This is a genomic window from Variovorax sp. AC103 (genome assembly GCF_979254005.1).
In genome coordinates this window covers 129,290-150,440 of the sequence record NZ_CEEDFC010000017.1, presented here as the reverse complement: position 1 = coordinate 150,440, position 21,151 = coordinate 129,290, and the positions used below count along the sequence as shown (strand labels likewise).

20 protein-coding genes are annotated in these 21,151 nt (G+C 69.4%); 10 read left to right on the top strand and 10 right to left on the bottom strand.

The window, feature by feature from the left end; all coding sequences use genetic code 11:
• Nucleotides 1–42: 42 nt before the first annotated feature.
• Nucleotides 43–1,023, bottom strand: coding sequence for a Bug family tripartite tricarboxylate transporter substrate binding protein (locus tag AC0IYU_RS23570; protein WP_472121674.1), 981 nt, complete (start codon nt 1,021–1,023; stop codon nt 43–45).
• A 206-nt stretch (nt 1,024–1,229) separates the two neighbouring features.
• On the opposite strand from AC0IYU_RS23570, the gene AC0IYU_RS23565 reads away from it, so the two are divergent.
• Entirely contained in the window at nt 1,230–1,607 is a 378-nt protein-coding gene (locus AC0IYU_RS23565; protein WP_435487491.1) for a VOC family protein, read from the top strand.
• Nucleotides 1,608–1,611: 4 nt separating this feature from the next.
• Here the strand turns inward: AC0IYU_RS23565 and AC0IYU_RS23560 are convergent, their stop codons facing one another.
• The 5 genes from AC0IYU_RS23560 to AC0IYU_RS23540 are packed head-to-tail and all read right to left on the bottom strand — an operon-like array spanning nt 1,612 to nt 8,582.
• Nucleotides 1,612–2,193 (bottom strand): superoxide dismutase, encoded by a 582-nt coding sequence (locus tag AC0IYU_RS23560; protein WP_472121671.1) that lies wholly within the window; start codon nt 2,191–2,193, stop codon nt 1,612–1,614.
• Between the two features lie 38 nt (nt 2,194–2,231).
• Complete coding sequence (locus AC0IYU_RS23555) at nt 2,232–2,912, bottom strand: helix-turn-helix transcriptional regulator (RefSeq protein ID WP_472121668.1); 681 nt, start codon at nt 2,910–2,912, stop codon at nt 2,232–2,234.
• Nucleotides 2,913–2,947: 35 nt separating this feature from the next.
• Complete coding sequence (locus AC0IYU_RS23550) at nt 2,948–4,396, bottom strand: efflux transporter outer membrane subunit (protein WP_472121665.1); 1,449 nt, start codon at nt 4,394–4,396, stop codon at nt 2,948–2,950.
• A 2-nt stretch (nt 4,397–4,398) separates the two neighbouring features.
• Complete coding sequence (locus tag AC0IYU_RS23545; RefSeq protein ID WP_472121662.1) at nt 4,399–7,479, bottom strand: MexW/MexI family multidrug efflux RND transporter permease subunit; 3,081 nt, start codon at nt 7,477–7,479, stop codon at nt 4,399–4,401.
• On the bottom strand, nt 7,476–8,582 hold the full coding sequence (locus AC0IYU_RS23540; RefSeq protein ID WP_472121659.1) for an efflux RND transporter periplasmic adaptor subunit: 1,107 nt from the start codon (nt 8,580–8,582) through the stop codon (nt 7,476–7,478). The genes AC0IYU_RS23545 and AC0IYU_RS23540 overlap by 4 nt, the downstream gene beginning before the upstream one ends.
• A gap of 226 nt (nt 8,583–8,808) precedes the next feature.
• Here AC0IYU_RS23540 and AC0IYU_RS23535 point away from each other — a divergent pair, with 226 nt between their 5' ends.
• The 9 genes from AC0IYU_RS23535 (at nt 8,809) to kdpE (ending at nt 17,533) form a co-directional block, all read left to right on the top strand.
• Complete coding sequence (locus AC0IYU_RS23535; protein ID WP_435496813.1) at nt 8,809–8,943, top strand: hypothetical protein; 135 nt, start codon at nt 8,809–8,811, stop codon at nt 8,941–8,943.
• On the top strand, nt 8,940–9,038 hold the full coding sequence (gene kdpF, locus AC0IYU_RS23530) for a K(+)-transporting ATPase subunit F (protein WP_093243136.1): 99 nt from the start codon (nt 8,940–8,942) through the stop codon (nt 9,036–9,038). The genes AC0IYU_RS23535 and kdpF overlap by 4 nt, the downstream gene beginning before the upstream one ends.
• Before the next feature lies 1 nt (nt 9,039).
• Nucleotides 9,040–10,839: a potassium-transporting ATPase subunit KdpA gene (gene kdpA / locus AC0IYU_RS23525; protein ID WP_472121657.1), complete on the top strand. Its 1,800-nt coding sequence runs from the start codon at nt 9,040–9,042 to the stop codon at nt 10,837–10,839.
• A 13-nt stretch (nt 10,840–10,852) separates the two neighbouring features.
• On the top strand, nt 10,853–12,952 hold the full coding sequence (gene kdpB / locus AC0IYU_RS23520) for a potassium-transporting ATPase subunit KdpB (protein ID WP_472121654.1): 2,100 nt from the start codon (nt 10,853–10,855) through the stop codon (nt 12,950–12,952).
• A gap of 13 nt (nt 12,953–12,965) precedes the next feature.
• Nucleotides 12,966–13,565 (top strand): potassium-transporting ATPase subunit KdpC, encoded by a 600-nt coding sequence (kdpC, locus tag AC0IYU_RS23515; protein ID WP_435488004.1) that lies wholly within the window; start codon nt 12,966–12,968, stop codon nt 13,563–13,565.
• 67 nt (nt 13,566–13,632) lie between these two features.
• Nucleotides 13,633–13,938, top strand: a complete 306-nt coding sequence (locus AC0IYU_RS23510) for a hypothetical protein (RefSeq protein ID WP_435488005.1) — start codon at nt 13,633–13,635, stop codon at nt 13,936–13,938.
• On the top strand, nt 13,928–14,059 hold the full coding sequence (locus tag AC0IYU_RS23505) for a hypothetical protein (RefSeq protein WP_472121651.1): 132 nt from the start codon (nt 13,928–13,930) through the stop codon (nt 14,057–14,059). The genes AC0IYU_RS23510 and AC0IYU_RS23505 overlap by 11 nt, the downstream gene beginning before the upstream one ends.
• 14 nt (nt 14,060–14,073) lie before the next feature.
• Nucleotides 14,074–16,824, top strand: a complete 2,751-nt coding sequence (locus AC0IYU_RS23500) for a DUF4118 domain-containing protein (protein WP_472121648.1) — start codon at nt 14,074–14,076, stop codon at nt 16,822–16,824.
• Between the two features lie 10 nt (nt 16,825–16,834).
• Complete coding sequence (kdpE, locus tag AC0IYU_RS23495; RefSeq protein ID WP_472121645.1) at nt 16,835–17,533, top strand: two-component system response regulator KdpE; 699 nt, start codon at nt 16,835–16,837, stop codon at nt 17,531–17,533.
• Between the two features lie 143 nt (nt 17,534–17,676).
• Here the strand turns inward: kdpE and AC0IYU_RS23490 are convergent, their stop codons facing one another.
• From AC0IYU_RS23490 to AC0IYU_RS23475, 4 genes are all read right to left on the bottom strand, one after another.
• On the bottom strand, nt 17,677–18,807 hold the full coding sequence (locus tag AC0IYU_RS23490; RefSeq protein WP_435488011.1) for a zinc-binding dehydrogenase: 1,131 nt from the start codon (nt 18,805–18,807) through the stop codon (nt 17,677–17,679).
• Nucleotides 18,808–18,893: 86 nt separating this feature from the next.
• Nucleotides 18,894–19,454 (bottom strand): dual specificity protein phosphatase family protein, encoded by a 561-nt coding sequence (locus tag AC0IYU_RS23485; RefSeq protein WP_472121642.1) that lies wholly within the window; start codon nt 19,452–19,454, stop codon nt 18,894–18,896.
• Nucleotides 19,451–19,942, bottom strand: coding sequence for a hypothetical protein (locus AC0IYU_RS23480; RefSeq protein ID WP_435488013.1), 492 nt, complete (start codon nt 19,940–19,942; stop codon nt 19,451–19,453). Before AC0IYU_RS23480 ends, AC0IYU_RS23485 begins: the two co-directional genes overlap by 4 nt.
• Nucleotides 19,939–21,093 (bottom strand): MGDG synthase family glycosyltransferase, encoded by a 1,155-nt coding sequence (locus tag AC0IYU_RS23475; RefSeq protein ID WP_472121639.1) that lies wholly within the window; start codon nt 21,091–21,093, stop codon nt 19,939–19,941. The genes AC0IYU_RS23480 and AC0IYU_RS23475 overlap by 4 nt, the downstream gene beginning before the upstream one ends.
• Nucleotides 21,094–21,151: the final 58 nt, after the last annotated feature.

Below are 21,151 nucleotides of genomic sequence, written 5' to 3'. Positions count from 1 at the left end.
GGAGCGGCTTGTTCTGGAGACACCATTCTGCGGTGCGCAGGCTTATTCGATTGTCGCGCCCGAGGCTTGCACGATGCCCTTCCACTTGTCGTAGTCGGTCTTCAGCAGCGTGCCGAACTGGGCCGGCGTCATGCTCTGCGGCTCCGCGCCCTGGGCGATGATGGCGGCCTTCATTTCGGGCGTGGCCAGCAGCTTGTTGATTTCGGCGTTGAGCAGGGTCACCACGTCCTTGGGCGTGCCGGCCGGCACGAAGATGCCGTACCAGGTGCTCACGTCGAAGTCCTTGTAGCCGAGCTCGGCCACGGTGGGCGTGTCGGGCAGCGAGGTGCTGCGCTTGGCCGAGGTCACGGCCAGCGGACGCAGCTTGCCCGACTTGATCTGCGCCATGGCCGAAGGCACCGACGACACCATCAGGTCGACGTTGCCGGCCAGCACGTCCATCATGGCCGCGTTGGAGCCCTTGTAGGGCACGTGGCGCATCTTGATCTTGGCGGCGCTGTCGAAGATCTCGCCGGCCAGGTGGATGGTGGTGCCGTTGCCCGGCGAGCCGTAGGTGACGGTGTCGGGCGCGGCGCGCGCGGCCTTCACCACGTCGTCGAGCGTCTTGAACCTGGAGTTGGCCTGCGTGACGATCACCACCGGCGTGTAGGCCACGTGGGCCACCGCGGTCAGGTCCTTCACCGGGTTGTAGCTCAGGTTCTTGTAGAGCCAGGGCGCCACGACCATGTTGTCCTTCTGGCCCATCACGATGTCGTAGCCCGTGGGCGCGGCGCGCGCCGCCTCGGCGATGCCGATGGTGCCGCCGGCTCCGCCACGGTTGTCGGGCACCACCGTCCAGTGGTTGGTCTCGGTGAGCTTCTGGGCCACCAGGCGCGCCAGGATGTCGGTGCCGCCGCCGGGCGGGAAGGGCACGATCATGCGGATGGGCTTGGCGGGGTAGCTCTGCGCATGCGCGGCGGCCGCGGCGAACGCGAGGGGGAGTGCCAGCGCAAGGGCCAGCGTGCGGGTGAGTTTGCGGATCATGGGTTTGTCTCTTTGTCTGGACGGATCGGGGTTGCAGCAGCGGCGATGGAGGTCTTTGGGCCTCACTGCACCAAGGGTGCAGTGTGCCGCAAGCGCCGCGGCGGTGTTTTCGTGGTTCGCGATGGGTCCCGTATCAGACGGCGGCGACTTGACAGGGCCGTTTCGGCGCCGAACATGAAATGTCGATCCAGACAAAGGAGACAACCATGCTCGCAAACATCGATGCGGTGGCCAACCTCGCGGTGAAAGACCTCGCGGTGGCCCGCCGCTTCTACGAAGGCACGCTGGGCCTTGCGCAAGTCGGCGCGGAAGGCGACGAAGTCGTGGTCTACGGCAGCGGTACCACGCGCATCAACGTGTACCGTTCGTCGTTCGCCGGCACGAACCAGGCGACGGCAGTGACCTGGCAGGTCGGCGCGGACATCGAGCGCCTCGTTGCTGCGCTCAAGGCCAAGGGCGTGCGCTTCGAGCACTACGACATGCCCGATACGAAGCTCGAAGGCGACCTCCATGTCATGGGCGACATGAAGGTCGCGTGGTTCAAGGACCCCGATGGGAACATCCTGAACCTGATCAACGGCTGATCGATCAGCCGAAGTTCTTGGCGACGAAGTCCCAGTTCACCAGCTTGGCCAGGAAGGTCTCGACGAACTTCGGACGCAGGTTGCGGTAGTCGATGTAGTAGGCGTGCTCCCAGACGTCCACGGTCAGCAGCGCGGTGTCTGCGGTGGTCAGCGGCGTGCCGGCGGCGCCGGTGTTCACGATGTCCACCGAACCGTCGGCCTTCTTCACCAGCCACGTCCAGCCGGAACCGAAGTTGCCCACGGCCGACTTCACGAAGGCTTCCTTGAACGCGTCGTAGCTGCCCCACTTGGCGTCGATGGCCTTGGCCAGCGCGCCCGTCGGTGCACCGCCGCCCTGCGGCTTCATGCAGTTCCAGAAGAAGGTGTGGTTCCAGATCTGCGCGGCGTTGTTGTAGATGCCGCCGCTGGCCTTCTTGACGATCTCTTCCAGCGTCAGGGCTTCGAACTCGGTGCCCTTTTGCAGGTTGTTGAGGTTCACCACGTAAGCGTTGTGGTGCTTGCCGTAGTGGTACTCGAGGGTTTCCTTCGAATACTCAGGTGCCAGTGCGTCGAGCGCATACGGCAGGGGTGGGAGCTTGTGTTCCATCGTGGTTCCTTCGTGGTTGTTGAAAGCGGATTCGGCGTTCACGCCGGGTCGGGCGCGTTCGCCTTCGGTTCGACCCGGTAGGCGCACCGCCGCGCGCCCGCCAGGACATGCTCGACGCGGCTGACGGTCACGTCCGACCCCAGCACTTCGTCGAAGAGTTGCAGTTCACTGCGGCAAAAACCCGTGCAGGCCTGTGCCGCGGTGCAGATGGGGCAATGGTTCTCGATGAAGAGAAAACCCTGGCCCTGTTCGTCCGGCCGGAACTCGGCCATGTAGCCCTCGCGGCTGCGAATTTCCGCCAGCCGCTCCAGCCGCGTCTTCAGGCTGCGCGCGCCGCGCATCGCCTCGGTGTAGCTCGCGCGCATGGCGGCCTCGCGCGCGCCGATGAGCTGCTCCATGCCCTTCTCGCCGAACACGCTGATGACGGCGCTGATCATCTGCACCGTCATCTCGGCGTGCGTGTCGGGAAAGCGCTTGTGTCCTTCCCCGGTGAGCCGCCAGATCTGCGTGGGCCGGCCGCGCCCGCTGGAGCGGCTCTCGGCGTCGACCAGGGCTTCGGCCTCGAGCTTGCTCATCTGCTGGCGCACCGCCTCCACCGTCACGTTCAGCACCTTGGCGATGTCGGGAATGCCGAGCGCGCCGCGCGTCTTGAGCGTGGAGAGGATGCGGTCTGCCGGCTGGTGCGGCTGCCAGGCGGGCTTGGCGTCGGGTGCGGACATGGCGGGTTCGGTCGTGGAGGTCAACGGTGCCATTGTCAGCCGGTTGGACCGCCCTTTGTCCGTGCGGGTGCTTGCCAGCCGCCGCCCAGCGCCTTGTAAAGCGCCACCAGGCTGGTGTACGAGGCGGTTTCGGCCACGGCCACGGCGTCCTGCGCGCGCAGCAGGGTGCGCTGCGCATCGAGCACGCTCAGGTAGGGGGCCGCTCCTTCGCGGTAGCGCACCTCGGCCAGCTGGGCGGCGCGGCCGCTGCGCGCCGACGCCTCCGCCAGCCGCTGCAGGCGCAACTGGTTCTGGCCGTAGCCGGTGAGCGCGCCTTCCACGTCCTCGATGGCGCGCAGGACGGTCTGTTCGTAGAGCGCCCGCTCGCCCTCGGCGCGGGCCTCGGCGCCGCGCACGCGCGCCTTCACCGAGCCCAGCCGCAGGGCGGGCCAGCTCACGCCGGGCGTCACGCTGAAGGCCCGGCTCGACGAACTGCCCAGGTCGGCGCCGCGCAGCGCGAAGAAGCCCAGGAAGCCGCCGATGTCGAAGCGCGGATACAGCTCGGCCGTGACCGCGCCCACGTCGGCCATGCTGGCCGCCAGGCCGCGCTCGGCGCGGCGTACGTCGGGCCGGCGGCGCAGCAGCTCGCCCAGGTCGCCGATGGGCAGGCGCTTGTCGAGCACACGCAGCGTTCGCGGCTGCAGCAGGGGCTCCAGCTCGGCGGGGCGCAGGCCGGCGAGCACCGCGACGCGGTACGCGGCCTGGCGGCGCGCGGTTTCCAGCGCGGGCAGCTGGCTCTCGGTGGTGGCCAGGTTGGCCTGCGCGCTGGCCAGGTCGCCTTCGAGCGCGCGGCCGGTGCGCACCTGCGCCTCGGTCACGCGCAGGCTGCTGCGCAGGCTGTCCAGCGTGCGACGCGTCACGGCCAGGCGCTGCTCGGCGCCGCGCATCTCGTAGTAGTTGCGCGCCAGCTCGGCCACGGCCACGATGCGCACCTGTTCCAGGTCGGCCGCGCTCGCCTCGGTGCGCGCGGTGGCGGCCTCGTCGAGCCGCTTCAGGCGGCCGAACAGGTCGATTTCCCACGCGGCGTCGAAGCCCGCGCGGCTGCTCTGCGACAGCGAACGCACCTCGGGCTGCGTGCCGCTGTTGCCTTGCGCGATGCCGCGCGTCTTGCTTGCGCCCAGGATGACCACCGGCAACCGTTCGAGCTCCGCCTCGGTCTGCGTGGCGCGGGCTTCGAGCAGCCGGGCCTGGGCGATGCGGATGTCGTGGTTGCCGGCCAGCGCGCGCTCGACGAGCGCGTCGAGCTGCGCGTCGTCGAGCTGGCGCCACCAGTCGCGCTGCACCGCGTCGTCGGCGAACAGCGAGCGCTCGGGCGCGGAGATGGCAACGGGCGCATCGGCAGGCGCGGTGTACGTCGGACCGACCGCGCAGCCCGCGAGCACCAGCGCGCCCAGGGCGCTCAGGGCGCTCCACGCAAAAGGGAGGGCGTTGAAAAGTCTGTTCATGGTCATGCGCCTTCGGCCAGTGCATCGAGTTCCGCCGCGCGTTGCGAGCGGCTGGCCGGGCGGTGGTCGCGCGCCAGCAGCGTGTACATGGTGGGCAGCACGAACAGGGTGAACAGCGTGCCCACCAGCATGCCGACCACGATCACCAGGCCGATGCTGAAGCGGCTGTTGGCCCCGGCGCCGCTGGCGAACAGCAGCGGCACCAGGCCCATCACCATCGCGGCGGTGGTCATCAGGATGGGGCGCAGCCGGATGCGCGCGGCCTCCTCGATGGCGGCGCGCCGGTCGAAGCCCTTGTGCATCTGGATCTCGTTGGCGAACTCCACCATCAGGATGCCGTGCTTGCTGATGAGCCCGATGAGCGTCACCAGCCCGATCTGCGTGTAGATGTTGATGGTGCCGAAGCCCAGCGCCAGCGGAACCAGCGCGCCGCAGATCGACATCGGCACGCTGACCAGGATGATCAGCGGGTCGCGCAGGCTCTCGTACTGCGCCGCCAGCACCAGGTAGATCACCACGATGGCGAACACGAAGGCCATCACCAGCGCCGAGCCCTCCTGCGTGAACTGCCGCGCATCCGACTGCCAGTCGTAGCTGAAGCCCGCGGGCAGCTTCTTCGCCTCTTCGCTCAGGAAGGCCACGGCGTCGCCCATGCTCACGCCCGGCATCGGGATGGCCTGGAAGGTGGCCGCGTTGAGCTGGTTGAACTGCGTGAGCTTGTTGGGGCCCACGCTGGTCGACAGCTGCACCAGGTTGGCCAGCGGCACTGACTGGCCGCTCGCGCTCTTCACGAAGTAGCGCGCGAGCGCCTCGCCCGTCAGGCGCTGGCCGCGCGGGGACTGCGGAATCACGTCGTAGGAGCGGCCGTCCATGCCGAAGCGGTTGACGTAGTTCTCGCCCACCAGCACCGCCAGCGTGTCGCCGATGGCCTTCATGGTCACGCCCATGCTGTTGGCCTTGGCGCGGTCCACGCGGATTTCGAGCGTGGGGTTGTTGAACTCCAGGTCGCTGTCGACCACGGCGAACCTGCCGCTGTCGCGCGCCGACTTCTTCAGGGTTTCCATGGCCTCGAACACGCTGGCGTGGTCGCCTGCGCTGCGAATGACCATCTGCACCGGCAGCCCGCCGGTCGAGCCCGGCAGCGAGGGCAGCTGGAACGCGAACACGCTGCTGCCTTCCACGTCGTTCATGCGCGCCTGCGTGTCGCCCTGGATCTGGTCGGCGTTGCGCTGGCGGTCCTTCCAGTCGGACAGCTGCACGCCGCCGATGCTGTTGGCCACGCCATCCGAGCCGTTGATGAGCCAGCGCCCGGTGTTCTCCGGCAGCGTGGCGAACACCTCGTCCCACTTCTTGCCGAACTTCTCGACGTAGTCGATGTTGGCGTGCTGCGGCGACTTGATGGCCGTGAGCACCATGGCCTGGTCTTCACCCGGCGCCAGCTCGCGCTGCGCGGCGTTGTACAGGAAGGGCAGGCTCGCCAGCACCAGCGCGGCGAAGGCGCCTGTCACCCAGCGGTGGTGCAGCGACACGTCGAGCAGCTGGCCGTAGGCGCTCGACAGGCGGTGGAAGAACGACTCGGCGGCGCGCGCCACGCGGCTGCCGGCGGTGTCCCGCGGCAGCAGGAACGAACTCATCACCGGCGACAGCGTGAGCGCGATCACGCCGGACACCACCACCGCGCCGGCCAGCGTGAAGGCGAACTCCTTGAAGAGCGAGCCCGTGAGCCCGCCCATGAGGCCGATGGGCGCGTACACCGCGGCCAGCGTGAGCGTCATCGCGATCACCGGGCCGGCCACCTCGCGCGCGCCGATCAGGGCGGCCTGCACGCGCGACTTGCCTTCCTCGATGTGGCGGTGCACGTTCTCCACCACCACGATGGCGTCGTCCACCACCAGCCCGATGGCCAGCACCATCGCCAGCAGCGTGAGCAGGTTGATGCTGAAGCCGAACAGCTGCATCAGCGCGGCGGCACCCAGCATCGACAGCGGAATGGTCACCACCGGAATCAGCACCGCGCGCACCGAGCCCAGGCACAGGAAGATCACCAGCACCACGATGGCAATGGCTTCGAGCAGCGTTTGCTGCACCTCGTCGATCGACGCCTCGATGAAGCGCGCGAGCTCGAAGGGCAGCTGCACCTCCACGCCCGGCGGCAGGTTCTGCTTGATGGCCGGCAGCAGGTCGCGGATGCGCTTCACGATCACCAGCGGGTTACCGTTGGGCGCGGCCTGCAGGCCGAGGTAGATGGCGGGCACGCCGTCCATGGTGGCGCTGCTGTCGGCGCTTGCGGCGCCCAGCTCCACCGTGGCCACGTCGCCCAGGCGCACCAGGGCGTCACCGTCGCGCTTGACCACCATGTCGCGGAACTCGGCCACGTTCACCAGGTCGGTGTTCACGCGGATGTTCGACACCACGTACAGCCCCTTCACCTGGCCCGGCGCGGCCTGCACGTTGTTCTGGCGCAGCGCGTCGGCCAGCTCGCCGGCCGAGATGCCGCGCGCGGCCATGCGGTGGGGGTCCAGCCACACGCGCATCGCCAGCGTCTGCCCGCCCGACACCTCCACGCCCGAGACGCCCGTGATGGACGCAAACTGCGGCTGCACCACGCGCGAGAGGTAGTCGGTGAGCGCGGGCATCGGCATGGTCTTGCTCGAGAAGCCCACGTAGGCCACGGCCGTGGCCTCGCCCGACGACTTCAGGATGACCGGGTCGAAGGCCTCGGCCGGCAGGCGGTACTTCACCTGGCTGACCTGCGCCATCGCCTGCGTGAGCGCCTGGTTGGCGTCGGCGTTGAGCTTCATGCGCACGCTGATCACGCTGCGGCCCAGCGTGGACGAAGACGAGAGGTAGTCGACGTTCTCGATGGTCGCCACCGCCTGCGCGAGGGGCTGCGTGACGAAGCCCTGCATCAGCTCCGGCGAGGCGCCGGGGTACTGCGTGGTGATGGTGAGCGTCGTGCTTTCGGTGAGCGGGTACTGCCGCACCGGCAGGTCGCCCAGCGCGCGGGCGCCCAGCAGCAGGATGAGCGTGCTCACCACCAGCGCCAGCACAGGCCGGCGCACGAACAGGTCGGTGAACTTCATGGCCTGGGCTCCTGCAGGGCCAGCGTGTCCTGCTCGCCCGGCGCGACGGCCGCGCCGCTGTACAGCCGCAGCTGGCCGGAGGTGACGACCTTGTCGCCGGGCATCAGGCCTTTCTCGATGACGACCCGGCCGTCCTGCCGGTCGCCGGCCTTCACGAACACCTGCTGGGCGGTGAAGCCGTCGCCCTTGTCGGCGGCGCGCACCACGAACACCGAGTCGCCGTGCGTGCTGTAGGTCAGCGCCGTTTCGGGCACGGTGATGGCGTCGGCGCGCGCAGGCAGAGCCACCTTGCCGTTGACGAACATGCCCGGCGCGAGGGCGCCATCGCTGTTGTCGACGGTGGCCTGCAGGCGCACGGTGCGCGTGTCGGTGCCGATCTGCGGCTCGATGGTGCTGAGGCGCCCCTGGAACACGCGGCCCGGATAGGCATCGACCGAGAGCGCCACCTGCTGGTTGCGCTGGAGCACGGGCAGGGCGCTCTCGGGCAGCGTGAGGTTGGCGAACAGCGTGCGCGCGTCGGTGAGCGACACCAGCGCGTCGCCGGCGCGCACGAACTGCCCGAGGTTGACGCGGCGGATGCCCAGCACGCCGTCGAACGGCGCGTTGATCTGCTTCTGCTCGCGCATCGCCTGCGCGCGCTTCAGGTCGCCGCCGGCCTGTTCGAAGGCGGCCTGTGCCTGTTCGAGCTGTTCCTGCGTGGCGGCCTGCTGCGGCAGCAGGCGGCGCGTGCGCTCGAGCAGGGCGCGGGCGTTGGCGCGCTGGGCCGCCAGGCGCTCCAGGTCGCCCTGCTCGGGCGCGTCGTTCAGCTGCACCAGCAACTGCCCGGCACGCACCTCGCCGCCGGGCGTGAAGAGGATCTTCGACACCCGCCCCTCCACCTCGGCCGGCACCTCGACCTGCCGGTGGGCCTCCAGCGTGCCGATGCCGTCGAGGAAGCGTGCCACCTCGGTCTTCTTCGCGATGGCCACCGCCACCTTGGCCGGCGGCATGCCGGCGCCCTGCGCATGCGCGGGCTGGCGCTTTGCGACGAGCCCGTAGCCGGCACCCCCCAGCACCACCACCGCGAGGCCGGCGCCGAGCCAGGCCCTTGAATGTGTCTTCATGATCGGTCCGTCATTTATAAAAGTAAGTGCTTTGATTATTAAATGACGCCGACAGCGGTGTCGAGCAAGACAGGGCAATGACCCCGATAGGAGCGGGCTATACGCCGCGCGGCGGCGGCGGGCGCGTTTTTACGCTTTCTTTATGCGGCCCCGCCGACTCTGTTCCCCGTTTTTACGCACCGATCCCGAGACTGAAGGCCTTGTGTTTCGCTCCAGGAGCAATTGAATGGACATCGTCTGGATGGGCGCCTTGCTGGCGCTGTGGGCCGTGGTGGGGGCCATGGTGGTCGGGCTGAACAAGCTCGACGCACCGAAGAACCCATCGAAGGCGTCGAATGCCGTTGACGGAGCCGCATCGTGATCAGCCTCGAAGTCCTGTACGGCTTCGGCGCCCTGATCGCCGTGATCCTCTTCGCCTACCTCGTATTCGCGCTGATCTGCGCGGAGGAGTTCTGACATGACCGCCTCCGCCTGGGGCCTGCTGGCCCTCTTTCTCGCGGTGCTGGGCGTGCTCGCCTGGCCCGTCGGCAAATTCCTTGCCGCGATGTGCAACGAGCGCCTGCCGCGCTGGATGCAGCGCGTCGAGGCGCCGCTCTACAAGCTCGCGGGCACGAAGCCCGAGCAGTCGATGCACTGGCTGCGCTACGCGCTCGCGCTGCTGGCCTTCAACGCCATCGGCGCGATCTTCCTGTATGCGCTGCAACGCCTGCAGGGCTGGCTGCCGCTGAACCCCGCGGGCATGACCGCCGTGTCGCCCGACTCGGCCTTCAACACCGCGGTGAGCTTCGTGAGCAACACCAACTGGCAGGGTTACGCCGGCGAGTCCACCATGAGCTATCTCACGCAGATGCTCGGGCTCACGGTGCAGAACTTCATGTCCGCCGCGACCGGCATCGCGGTGGCTTTCGCGCTGGTGCGCGGCTTCGCGCGCAGGGGTGACGGCAAGGGCCTGGTGGGCAACTTCTGGGCCGACATCACGCGCATCACGCTGTGGGTGCTGCTGCCGATCTCGTTCGTCATCGCCATGGTCTTCGCGGGCCAGGGCGTCATTCAGAACTTCGACGCCTACAAGACGGTGAACACGCTGGAGACCACGGCCTTCCAGCAACCGAAGAACGGCCCCGACGGCCAGCCGCTGAAGGACGACAAGGGCCAGCCGGTGATGGAAGACGCCACCACCGCCACGCAGACCCTGGCCATGGGCCCGGTCGCTTCGCAGGAAGCCATCAAGATGCTCGGCACCAACGGTGGCGGCTTCTTCAACGCCAACTCGGCGCACCCCTACGAGAACCCGAACGCGCTGGTGAACCTGCTGCAGATGATCGCGATCTTCCTGATCCCGGCCGCGCTGTGCTTCACCTTCGGCCGCGTGGTGGGCGACATGCGCCAGGGCTGGGCCGTGCTCGCCGCGATGACGGTCATGTTCGTCATCGCCGTGATGGTCATCACGCCCGCCGAGCAGGCCGGCAACCCGCTGCTCGCGTCGCTGGGTGTCGACCAGGTGTCGAGTGCGCTGCAGAGCGGCGGCAACATGGAGGGCAAGGAAGTGCGCTTCGGCATCGATGCCTCGGCCCTCTTCGCCGCCATCACCACCGCCGCTTCGTGCGGTGCGGTGAACGTGATGCACGATTCGCTCACGCCGCTGGGCGGCATGGTGCCCATCGTGCTGATGCAACTCGGCGAGGTGGTGTTCGGCGGCGTGGGCTCGGGCCTGTACGGCATGCTGATCTTCGCGATGCTGGCGGTGTTCATCGCCGGCCTGATGATCGGCCGCACGCCCGAGTACCTCGGCAAGAAGATCGAGGTGCGCGAGATGAAGCTCATCTCCATCGCCATCCTGGTCACGCCCATCCTGGTGCTGGCGGGCACGGCGGTGGCGGTGGTCGCGGGCGCCGGCAAGGCCGGCATCGCGAACCCCGGTGCGCACGGGTTCTCCGAGATCCTGTACGCGCTGACTTCCGCCGCCAACAACAACGGCAGCGCCTTCGCGGGCCTGTCGGCCAACACGCCCTTCTACAACGGCCTGCTCGCGCTGGCCATGTGGCTCGGCCGCTTCGCGATGATCGTGCCGGTGCTCGCCATTGCCGGCTCGCTCGCGGCCAAGAAGCGCCTGCCCGTCACCGGCGGCACGCTGCCCACGCACGGCCCGCTGTTCGTCTCGTTGCTGATCGGCACGGTGCTGCTGGTCGGTTTGCTCAACTATGTGCCGGCGCTGGCCCTGGGCCCGATCGTCGAACACCTGGTGCTCTGGAAATAAGAAGGAGCCCACCATGACCGCTACTACCAAGACATCTCTCTCGCTGTTCGACGCAGCGCTGGTCAAGCCCGCCCTGTGGGGCGCCTTCGCCAAGCTCAATCCGCGCACGCAGTGGCGCAACCCGGTGATGTTCATCGTCTACATCGGGAGCATCCTCACGACGCTGCTCTGGATTCACGCGCTGAGCTTCCCGGGCGACACCGGCATGAAGCCCGCCTTCGTGCTGGCCATCACCGTGTGGCTGTGGTTCACCGTGCTGTTCGCGAACTTCGCCGAAGCCCTGGCCGAAGGCCGCAGCAAGGCGCAGGCCGCCTCGCTGCGCGGCCTGCGCAAGGACACCTGGGCCAAGAAGCTGACCGAGCCGCACCATGGCGCGCAGTGGCTGCCTGAACAGGCGCCCAACCTGCGCAAGGGCGACATCGTGCTGGTCGAGACTGGCGACGTGGTGCCGCTCGACGGCGAAGTCATCGAAGGCGTGGCCTCGGTCGACGAAAGCGCCATCACCGGCGAATCGGCCCCCGTGGTGCGCGAATCGGGCGGCGACTTCTCGGCCGTGACCGGCGGCACCCGCGTGCTGTCCGACTGGCTGGTGGTGCGCGTATCGGTGAACCCGGGCGAGTCCTTCCTCGACCGCATGATCGGCATGGTCGAGGCCGCCAAGCGCCAGAAGACGCCCAACGAGATCGCGCTCACCATCCTGCTGGTGGCGCTGACGCTGGTGTTCCTGATGGTCACCGTCACGCTGCTGCCGTTCTCGGTGTTCAGCGTGGAGGCCGCCGGTGCGGGCACCGTGGTGTCGCTCACCGCGCTGGTCGCGCTGCTGGTGTGCCTGATCCCGACCACCATCGGCGGGCTGCTGTCGGCCGTGGGCGTGGCCGGCATGAGCCGCATGATGCAGGCCAACGTGATCGCCACCTCGGGCCGCGCGGTGGAAGCCGCCGGCGACGTCGACGTGCTGCTGCTGGACAAGACCGGCACCATCACGCACGGCAACCGCCAGGCCACCTCGTTCCTGCCCGCACCCGGCATCACCAAGGCCCGGCTGGCACGCGCCGCGATGCTCGCCTCGCTGGCCGACGAGACGCCCGAAGGCCGCAGCATCGTGGAGCTGGCCCGCCGCGACGGGCTGGAGGCCAACGCCGTGGAAGGCGCGCGCTTCGTGCCCTTCACCGCGCAGACCCGCATGAGCGGTGTCGACCTGCCGGCCGCACCGAACAGCCTGGACACCGACGACGTGCTGCTGCGCAAGGGCGCCGTGGAGGCCGTGCGCCGCTACGTCGAGGCCCTCGGCGGCTCCATGGCGCCCGAGGTGCTGCGCGCCGCCGAGGAAGCCTCGCGCCGCGGCAGCACGCCGCTGGCCGTGGCCGAAGGCACCCGCGTGCTCGGCGTGGTCGAGCTCAAGGACATCGTCAAGACCGACATCAAGGAGCGCTTCGCCGAGCTGCGCCGCATGGGCATCAAGACGGTGATGATCACCGGCGACAACAAGCTCACGGCCGCCGCCATCGCCGCCGAGGCCGGCGTGGACGACTTCCTGGCCGAGGCCACGCCCGAGGACAAGCTGGCGCTCATCCGCCAGTACCAGGCCGAAGGCCGCCTGGTGGCCATGACCGGCGACGGCACCAACGACGCTCCCGCGCTCGCGCAGGCCGACGTGGCCGTGGCCATGGGCAGCGGCACACAGGCAGCCAAGGAAGCCGGCAACATGGTCGACCTGGACTCCAACCCGACCAAGCTGCTCGAGGTGGTGGAAACCGGCAAGGCGCTGCTGATGACGCGCGGCTCGCTCACCACCTTCTCCATTGCGAACGACGTGGCGAAGTACTTCGCGATCATTCCCGCGATCTTCGTGTCGACCTATCCGCAGCTGGGCGCGCTGAACGTGATGCGCCTGGCGAGCCCGTCGTCGGCCATCCTGAGCGCGGTGATCTTCAACGCGCTGGTCATCGTGTTCCTGATTCCGCTGGCACTCAAGGGCGTGCGCTACCGGCCCGTGGGCGCCGCCGCGCTGCTGCGCCGCAACCTGGCCATCTACGGCCTGGGCGGCCTGCTGGTTCCCTTCATCGGCATCAAGCTGATCGACTGGCTGCTCGTTGCAGTCCACCTGGTCTGAGGAGTTCTTCGTCATGAACAACAACGGCAATATCGTTCGCCCCGCGCTCGTGCTCTTCGTGCTGATGAGCGCACTCACCGGCCTGATCTACCCGATGGCCGTCACCGGCGCCGCGAAAGCGGTGTTCCCCGCGCAGGCCGACGGCAGCCTGGTGGTGCTCGACGGCACCACCGTGGGCTCCAAGCTCATCGGGCAGAACTTCAGCGACCCGAAGCACTTCTGGGGCCGCCCATCGGCCACCGCGCCGCAGCCCTACAACGCCAGCGCCTCGGGCGGCTCCAACCAGGGCCCGCTGAACCCGGCGCTGACCGATGCGGTCAAGGGGCGCGTCGAGGCGCTGCGCGCCGCCGATCCGGGCAACACCGCGCCGGTGCCGGTCGACCTGGTCACCACCTCGGGCAGCGGGCTCGATCCCGACATCAGCCCGGCCGCCGCGAAGTACCAGGCGGCGCGCGTGGCGCGGGTGCGCGGCGTGCCGGTCGATCAGGTCAATGCGCTGATCGCGAACAACACGCAGGGCCCGCTGTGGGGCTTCCTGGGCGAGTCGCGCGTCAACGTGCTGGCGCTGAACCTGGCGCTCGATGCGTCTTCCCGTCCTTCGGCCCCGCGTTGAGGAGAAACAAGAAATGGCCTATGCCGCTTACCGAGAACACCCTGGCGTGCCCCGATCGCACGCACCCATGAGCACCCACCCTAGCCCGTTCTACGTGCTCGACGTGACCGTCTGCTGCGCCGACGCCCTGCGCGTGCGCCGCAGCATCGCCGGCTGTCCCGACGCGGGCGTGGTGCGCTGCGAGCCTCTGCTGCACGGCTGCTGCTCGCAGGAAAGCGATGCGCCCTGCGTGCGCCTGATGATCCGCCTGCCGCTCGCGCGCTATGCCGACGTGCTGCACCGCCTGATCGAGTGCGTGCCCTCCGGCGAGATCGGCCGGCTCGTGAGCTGGCGCGAGCACCTCGCGCGCTGCGGCCTGCGCCATGGTCACTGACCTGCTGCTGGCCTTGCTGGCCCTGGCGGCGCTGTTCGTGCCGCTGGCCTTTGCCTGGTGGGTGCTCTCGCGCACCGCGCGGCGCCATGCCGGCCGCCGCAAGGACCGTCCGATGCGATAACCTGCGCGCCACCCATGCACGACGACCGCCCCGACCCCGACGCCCTGATTGCGCAACTGCGCAACAACGAGGCGCGCGCGCAGCGCGGCAAGCTGCGCATCTATTTCGGCGCCAGTGCCGGCGTGGGAAAGACCTGGGCCATGCTGAGCGCCGCGCAGCGCGAGCGCACGGCCGGGCGCGACGTGCTGATCGGCGTGATCGAGACCCACGGCCGCAGCGAAACCGCCGCGCTGCTCACGGGGCTCGACGCCCTGCCGCTGCGCGAGCTGGCCTACCGCGGCCGCACCCTGGCCGAGTTCGACCTGGACGCCGCGCTGGCCCGCAAGCCCGCCGTGCTGCTGGTCGACGAGCTGGCCCACACCAATGCGCCCGGCTCGCGCCATGCCAAGCGCTGGCAGGACGTGCAGGAGCTGCTGGCCGCCGGCATCGAGGTGTGGTCGGCCCTGAACGTGCAGCACCTGGAGAGCCTGAACGGCACGGTCGGCGCCATCACCGGCGTGCGCGTGCACGAGACCGTGCCGGACACCGTGCTCGACGAGGCCGACGAGGTGGTGCTGGTCGACGTCACGCCCGACGAACTCACGGCGCGGCTCGCGGCCGGCAAGGTGTACCTGCCGCAGCAGGCCGAGCGCGCCGCGCAGAACTTCTTCCGCAAGGGCAACCTCATCGCGTTGCGCGAGATCGCGCTGCGCCGCACGGCCGAGCATGTGGAAGACGATGTGCGCGGCTGGCGCGTGGAGCAGTCGGGTGCCGGAGGCAGCGGGAACGGCAAGGGCAGCAGCTTGCAGGCCTGGAACACATCGGGCGCGATCCTGGCCTGCGTCGGTCCGCACGAAGGGGCCGCGCAAACGGTGCGCACTGCGGCGCGGCTGGCGGGCCAGCTCAACGTGCGCTGGCATGCCGCGTACGTCGAGACGCCCCGGTTGCAGCGGCTGGCCGCGGCGGAGCGCGACCGCATCCTGGCCGTGCTCAAGCTGGCGGAAGAGCTGGGCGCGGCCACCGCCGTGCTCACCGGCGCCGACGTCGCGGAGCAGCTGGCCGAACAGGCGCGCCGGCTCAACTGCGCGACGCTGGTGCTGGGCCGCTCCGAGCCGGCCACGGGCTGGCGGCGCTGGTGGCCCACGGCGGCGCAACCCTTGTCGGGCGCGATCGCGAAGCACGCACCCGCGCTCGACATCATGGAAGTCGCGCGGGTCGACAGCTCGCGCCGGCTGTCGCGCGCACCCCTGGAGGGCGCGCGCATCGACAGCGACGACCACGAGAAGGCGCCGACCCACTGGCCCGCCTACGCATGGGCCGCCGCCACCAGCATCGCGCTCACGCTGGTCTGCACGCCGCTGGCCGGCGTGCTGGAGCTGTCGAACATCGTCATGCTGTTCCTGCTCGGCGTGGTGGGCGTGGCCATGCGCTTCGGGCGCGGGCCGGCGGCCCTGGCCGCGCTGCTCAACGTGGCGGCCTTCGACTATTTCTTCGTGCCGCCGCGCATGTCCTTCGCCGTCAGCGACGTGCAGTACGTGCTGACCTTCGCGATCATGCTGGGCGTCGGCCTGCTGGTGGGCCAGCTCACGGCGGGCCTGCGTTTCGCGGCGGGCGTGTCGACCAGCCGCGAGCGGCGCGCGCGCTCGCTGTTCGAGCTCACGCGCGAGCTCTCCGCCGCGCTTGAAAGCTCGCAGGTGGTCGCGCTCGGCGGCGCCGCGGTGCAAGGCCACTTCGGCGGGCATGCGCTGGTGCTGGTGACCGACGCGGCCGACCAGTTGCTGCTGCCCACCGAGCCGCCGCAGGGTTTCGACCCGCAGGTGGCCGACTGGGCCTTCCGCCACGGCCAGCCCGCCGGCCTCGCGACCGCCACGCTGGCCGCGCAGCCCTGGCACTACGTGCCGCTGCAGGCGCCGATGCGCGTGCGCGGCGTGCTCGCGCTGTCGCCCGCGCAACCGCGCTGGCTGCTCATTCCCGAACAGGCGCAGCAGCTCGACACGCTGGCACGGCAGATCGCCATCGCGCTGGAGCGCGTGCACTACGTCGAGGTGGCGCAGCAGGCGGTGGTCGAGATGGAGTCGGAGCGCCTGCGCAACGCGTTGCTCGGCGCCATCTCGCACGACGTGCGCACGCCGCTCACCGCGCTCATCGCCCTGGCCGAATCGCTGCAGACCCTGCCGCCCGAGGAGCACGGCAACGCCGCACGCGCCATCGTCGCGCAGGCGCACGAACTGCATGCGCTGGTGAACAACCTGCTCGACATGGCGCGGCTCGAAAGCGGCATTGCGGGCGGCGCGGTGAACCTGCGGCGCGACTGGCAGTCGGTGGAAGAGGTGGTGGGCTCGGCCATTCGCGCGGCGCGCACCTCGCTCGGCAGCATCGTCGTGCAGACCGCGCTCGACCCCGAACTGCCGCTGGTCGAGTTCGATGCGGTGCTGATCGAGCGCGTGCTGGTCAACCTGCTGGAGAACGCCACCAAGTACGGCGCTGCGCCCATCGTGGTCGGTGCGCGGGCCGAGCCGGGCACGCTGGTGCTGACGGTGCGCGACCATGGGCCCGGATTGCCGGCCGCGTTGCTCGGACATGAACAGAAGCTGTTCGACAAGTTCACGCGCGGCGAGGCCGAGTCCGCCACGCCCGGCGTGGGCCTGGGCCTGGCGATCTGCAAGGCGGTGGTGAGCGCACATGGCGGCGACATCACCGCCGGCAACGCGCTCGGCGGCGGTGCAGAATTCACGGTCACCTTGCCCCGCCGCGAGCCGCCCGAGTCGGCCGAAGCGCAACTCTGAACCCAGCCCCATGCCATCGCCCACCGCCATCGTGATCGAAGACGAGCCGCAGATCCGCCGGTTCGTGCGCGGTGCGCTCGAAGCCGAAGGCTGGGTGGTGCACGAGGCCGGCACGCTGCGCGACGGCCTGGCCGCGGCCGGCACGCGCCAGCCCGACCTGCTGGTGCTGGACCTCGGCCTGCCGGACGGCGACGGCGTGTCGCTGATCCGCGATGTGCGCGGCTGGTCGGCCGTGCCGATCATCGTGCTCTCGGCCCGCACCGACGAGGCCGACAAGATCGCCGCGCTCGACGCGGGCGCCGACGACTACCTCACCAAGCCTTTCGGCACCGGCGAGCTGCTGGCGCGCGTGCGGGCCAACCTGCGGCGCCCGCGTGCCGCAGGCGGCGGCAGCGAAGAGCCGCCCGAGGCGCTGTTCCGTTTCGGCGAGATCGAACTCGATCGCGCGGCGCGCCTCGTGCGGCGTTCGGGCGAGGAGGTGCACCTGACGCCCACCGAGTACCGCCTGCTGTCGGTGCTGGTCGCCAACGCAGGCCGCGTGCTCACGCAGCGCCAGCTGCTGCGCGAGGTGTGGGGGCCGTCGCACACGGACCAGAGCCACTACCTGCGGATCTACATGGGGCATCTGCGGCAGAAGCTCGAAGCAGACCCGGCGCAGCCGCGGCATTTGTTGACGGAGACGGCGGTGGGGTATCGGCTGGTGGTGTAGTTTGTAAGGGGAGCGGCGGTGGAGCCCGCTCCCTGTCTTGCTCCCTCTCCCGCTGGCGGGAGAGGGTTGGGGCGAGGGCAGACGGCCTGCGGTGTCGTGCCGTGCCGCCTGCCGGGAGCCTCTTCAAAGACCGAAGAAGGAATTCAGGCCGCAATGCCCTTGTTCGGATTCAGCAGGAACTTCTCCCCCGTCGCCTGCTTGCCATACACCCCGATCGCGTCGAGCTGCAGCATCTCCACCAGCGACACCTCGCGCGTGTACTTGCTCGCGAACGTCGTCTTCAATTCAGCCACGACGCGCGCCTTCAAGCGTTGCGTGCCTTCATCGCCGAGCTTGCCGAGGAACGGGAACAGCAACCACCCGCCCATGCCCCACGCCATGCCGAAGTTGCGCACGAACTCCGTCGGGCTGCGGTCGAGGCCGCCGTAGATGTACACCTGCTTGTGCGTGGCCGAGCCGTAGCGGCTGTATTCCTTGGCGGTGCGGTTCAGCGCCGCTTCCATGCAGCCGAGGATCTGCCCCGCCAGCTTGCCGCCGCCGGTCGCATCGAAGGCCAGGGTTGCGCCGGTCTCTACCAGCGCCTGCGTCAGGTCTTCAAGGAACGTGGGCGAGCTCGCGTTGCACACGTACTTCGCGCCCAGCCCGCGCAGCAGGTCTTCCTGCTCCTGCTTGCGCACGATGTTCACCAGCGCGATGCCGTCCTTCTGGCAAATCTTGTTGAGCATCTGCCCCAGGTTGGACGCGGCCGCCGTGTGCACCAGCGCCTTGTGGCCCTCCATGCGCATCGTCTCCACCATGCTCAGCGACGTGAGCGGGTTGACGAAGCACGACGCGCCTTCGGCCGGCGTCGTGCCCTCGGGCAACACCATGCATTGCGCGGCGGCGAGGCAGCGGTACTGCGAGTACATCGCGCCGCCGATGGCCGCCACTGTCTTGCCCAGCAGCGCCTGCGCGGCCGGCGACGCACCGGCCTTGACCACCACGCCCGCGCCCTCGTTGCCCACGGGCATCGACTCGTCGAGCCGCGCGGCCATGGCGGGCCGGGCGCGTTCGGGCACGGTGGCGGTCACGACCGGGCGATCGGGCGTGCCCGAGGCCTTGGCGGTGCCCATGTCGGCCGCGCCGAACAACAGGCCCAGGTCGGACGGATTCAGCGGCGACGCCTCCACGCGGATCACCACTTCGTGGGCCTGCGGTTCGGGAATGGGGTCGTCGTGCAGCGAGAGTTCGAGTTCGCCGTTGGCGCGAACGAGGGAGCGGATTTGCAGTGCCATGGAGGAAGCCTTTGCAGGGGTTCGAAGATGGCCTGTGGCCACGGGGCGGCCAGTATAGGAGCGGGGTGCGAAAACCGCAGGCGCCTTCAGGACACCACGGGAACCACCGGGGCATGGGCCAGCGCGTGGCGCATCTTGACGGGGTCGAGCCGCTCGATGTAGCGCGGAATGTTGCGCCACAGCGTGTGGTAGCCGTAGCCGCCGCGCAGCATCTCGTGGCGTGCGCTCTCCTTGTCCCAGTCCTGCACCGCCATGCGGTACACCGCCGCCACCACGCCGGTGCGGTCGGCGCCGTGCATGCAGTGGATGAGCACCGGGCCGTGCTTCTGCGCCTCGCGAATGGCCGTGAGCGCGCGCAGCACCTTGGCGTCGTCGATGGACCAGGTGTTGATCGGCACGCGCACCAGGCGGATGCCGGAACCGGTGAACACCTTCTTGTCGTCGTTGAACGAACGCAGGCTCACCACGGTGCGAATGCCGAGCTGCTGCAGCGCCGCCATGTCGGCGCGCCGCGGCTGCGCGCTGCGGTACAGCGTGGGCGTGATGCGGTGCAGGTTCTCGACCTGCAGTTCGTCCAGTGCGTCGGCCCAGTGGCCGGGGCGCGGGGTGACGGCGTGGGTGTCGTCCGGCTTGCGTGCCTTGCTCATGGCTTGCGCCGCCAGTGCCGCACGGCCAATATCACCAGCGCCACCGCGAGCCCGCCCCAGTAGTCGACCGGCGCGCCCCACAGCCAGTGCTTGTGCCAGAACGCATCGACCGGGTTGAAGCGCGCCCAGCCGAAGGCCGGGTTGATGAGGAACCACAGGAAGTCTTCGCAGACCCAGAACACGATGAGGCCCGCCACCGCCAGCCCCACGTTGCGCCACGTCCAGCGGCCGTTGAAGGCCAATGGCGAAAAGAACACCAGCGCCATGAAGGTGAACACCCACGCGTGGTAGCCCGTCATGGCGCGGCCGCCCCAGAACAGGTCGAGCCAGATGCTGTTCTCGATGCGCCAGGTCGGCAGCGAGGTGGCCCAGCCCGCGCCGCCTTCGATCTGGATCTCGGCGTTGGCGAAGAAGAAGGCCATGACGACCACCCAGGCGAGATAGCCGAGCGTGCGGCCGACGCCGGTCTTTTCGACGGTGCCGTTCATGCTGCGGTTCCCGTCGTGGCGCCCAGCACATGCTGCAGCACCGCGCGCGCGGCCTGCGGCTTGCGCAGCGCGCGGCTGCGCGCGGCCATGGCCGCGAGCTTGGCCGGGTCGTACATCAGCCGCGCGACCTTGTAGTCCAGGCCGATGGCGTCATAGGCGAGCCAGGCCGCGCCTTCTTCCATCAGGAAGCCGGCGTTGTGTTCTTCCTGCCCTGGAATGGGCGAGATCAGCAGCATCGGCTTGCCCAGTGCCAGGCATTCCGACACCGTGAGCCCGCCGGGCTTGGTCACGACCACGTCTGCTGCGGCCATGAGCTTGTGCATCTCGTTGGTGAAGCCGATGGCCACCACGCGGCCCGGGTAGCGCCGGGCCAGCGCTTCGAGCTTGCCGTGGGTCTCCACGTTGCGGCCCGCCACCGCGATCACCTGGAAGTTGCCGTCGCTGCCCAGGCCGAGCACACGTTCGACCATGCTGGCCAGGTCGCCCACGCCCGCGCCGCCCGAGGCCATCAGCAGCACCGGCCGAGCGGGGTCGAGGCCGAGTTCCGCCACGCAGGCGTTGCGCGCCAGTGCCGGCACCTCGGGCTCGGAGAACGCGGGCATCACCGGGATGCCCGTCACATGGATGCGGTCCGCCGGAATGCCGCGCGCCCGCAGGCGAAACGCGACCTCCTCGGTTGCCGCGAGGTAGCCCGTCATGCCTGGCACCAGCCACATGTTGTGCAGGTCGTAGTCGGTGATCTGCAGCCACACCGGGTAGTCGATGCGCCCGCGGTTGCGTTCGCGCATCAGCAGTTCGGCCGGCAGGAAGTGCGTGCAGATGACGGCATCGGGTTGCTCGCGGCGAATTTCCTTCACCAGCGCCCCGGTGCTGAGGCGCTCGATGCCACGGCGCAGGCGCTGCGAGGGCGCGTGGTGCGGTGTGCTGTCGGTGCGCTGGTGCAGGTACGACCAGAGGTCGGGTGCGCGGTTCACGAGCTGGATGTACCAGTCCGTGTACACCTTGCGAAAGCCGCCGGCCACGTGGGCCATGGCGTCGATGTGGACCGCCGTGCAGGGCGGGGAAAGGGTCTGGGCGGTGGCGGCAAGCGCCTGTGCTGCACGCACGTGGCCGTTGCCGGCGCTCACGCTGAGGATCAGGAGTTTGGTCATGAATTCCGGGAGTTGCGGGGATTATGGCCATGGCATGTGGCACTCACGCCGTGCTGAT

Excerpts from the sequence above, each read along its gene's own strand:
- AC0IYU_RS23570 (WP_472121674.1), bottom strand. The coding sequence starts at position 1,023 with ATGATCCGCAAACTCACCCGCACGCTGGCCCTTGCGCTGGCACTCCCC.
- AC0IYU_RS23565 (WP_435487491.1), top strand. The coding sequence starts at position 1,230 with ATGCTCGCAAACATCGATGCGGTGGCCAACCTCGCGGTGAAAGACCTC.
- AC0IYU_RS23560 (WP_472121671.1), bottom strand. The coding sequence starts at position 2,193 with ATGGAACACAAGCTCCCACCCCTGCCGTATGCGCTCGACGCACTGGCA.
- AC0IYU_RS23555 (WP_472121668.1), bottom strand. The coding sequence starts at position 2,912 with ATGTCCGCACCCGACGCCAAGCCCGCCTGGCAGCCGCACCAGCCGGCA.
- AC0IYU_RS23550 (WP_472121665.1), bottom strand. The coding sequence starts at position 4,396 with ATGAACAGACTTTTCAACGCCCTCCCTTTTGCGTGGAGCGCCCTGAGC.
- AC0IYU_RS23545 (WP_472121662.1), bottom strand. The coding sequence starts at position 7,479 with ATGAAGTTCACCGACCTGTTCGTGCGCCGGCCTGTGCTGGCGCTGGTG.
- AC0IYU_RS23540 (WP_472121659.1), bottom strand. The coding sequence starts at position 8,582 with ATGAAGACACATTCAAGGGCCTGGCTCGGCGCCGGCCTCGCGGTGGTG.
- AC0IYU_RS23535 (WP_435496813.1), top strand. The coding sequence starts at position 8,809 with ATGGACATCGTCTGGATGGGCGCCTTGCTGGCGCTGTGGGCCGTGGTG.
- kdpA (WP_472121657.1), top strand. The coding sequence starts at position 9,040 with ATGACCGCCTCCGCCTGGGGCCTGCTGGCCCTCTTTCTCGCGGTGCTG.
- kdpB (WP_472121654.1), top strand. The coding sequence starts at position 10,853 with ATGACCGCTACTACCAAGACATCTCTCTCGCTGTTCGACGCAGCGCTG.
- kdpC (WP_435488004.1), top strand. The coding sequence starts at position 12,966 with ATGAACAACAACGGCAATATCGTTCGCCCCGCGCTCGTGCTCTTCGTG.
- AC0IYU_RS23510 (WP_435488005.1), top strand. The coding sequence starts at position 13,633 with ATGAGCACCCACCCTAGCCCGTTCTACGTGCTCGACGTGACCGTCTGC.
- AC0IYU_RS23505 (WP_472121651.1), top strand. The coding sequence starts at position 13,928 with ATGGTCACTGACCTGCTGCTGGCCTTGCTGGCCCTGGCGGCGCTGTTC.
- AC0IYU_RS23500 (WP_472121648.1), top strand. The coding sequence starts at position 14,074 with ATGCACGACGACCGCCCCGACCCCGACGCCCTGATTGCGCAACTGCGC.
- kdpE (WP_472121645.1), top strand. The coding sequence starts at position 16,835 with ATGCCATCGCCCACCGCCATCGTGATCGAAGACGAGCCGCAGATCCGC.
- AC0IYU_RS23490 (WP_435488011.1), bottom strand. The coding sequence starts at position 18,807 with ATGGCACTGCAAATCCGCTCCCTCGTTCGCGCCAACGGCGAACTCGAA.
- AC0IYU_RS23485 (WP_472121642.1), bottom strand. The coding sequence starts at position 19,454 with ATGAGCAAGGCACGCAAGCCGGACGACACCCACGCCGTCACCCCGCGC.
- AC0IYU_RS23480 (WP_435488013.1), bottom strand. The coding sequence starts at position 19,942 with ATGAACGGCACCGTCGAAAAGACCGGCGTCGGCCGCACGCTCGGCTAT.
- AC0IYU_RS23475 (WP_472121639.1), bottom strand. The coding sequence starts at position 21,093 with ATGACCAAACTCCTGATCCTCAGCGTGAGCGCCGGCAACGGCCACGTG.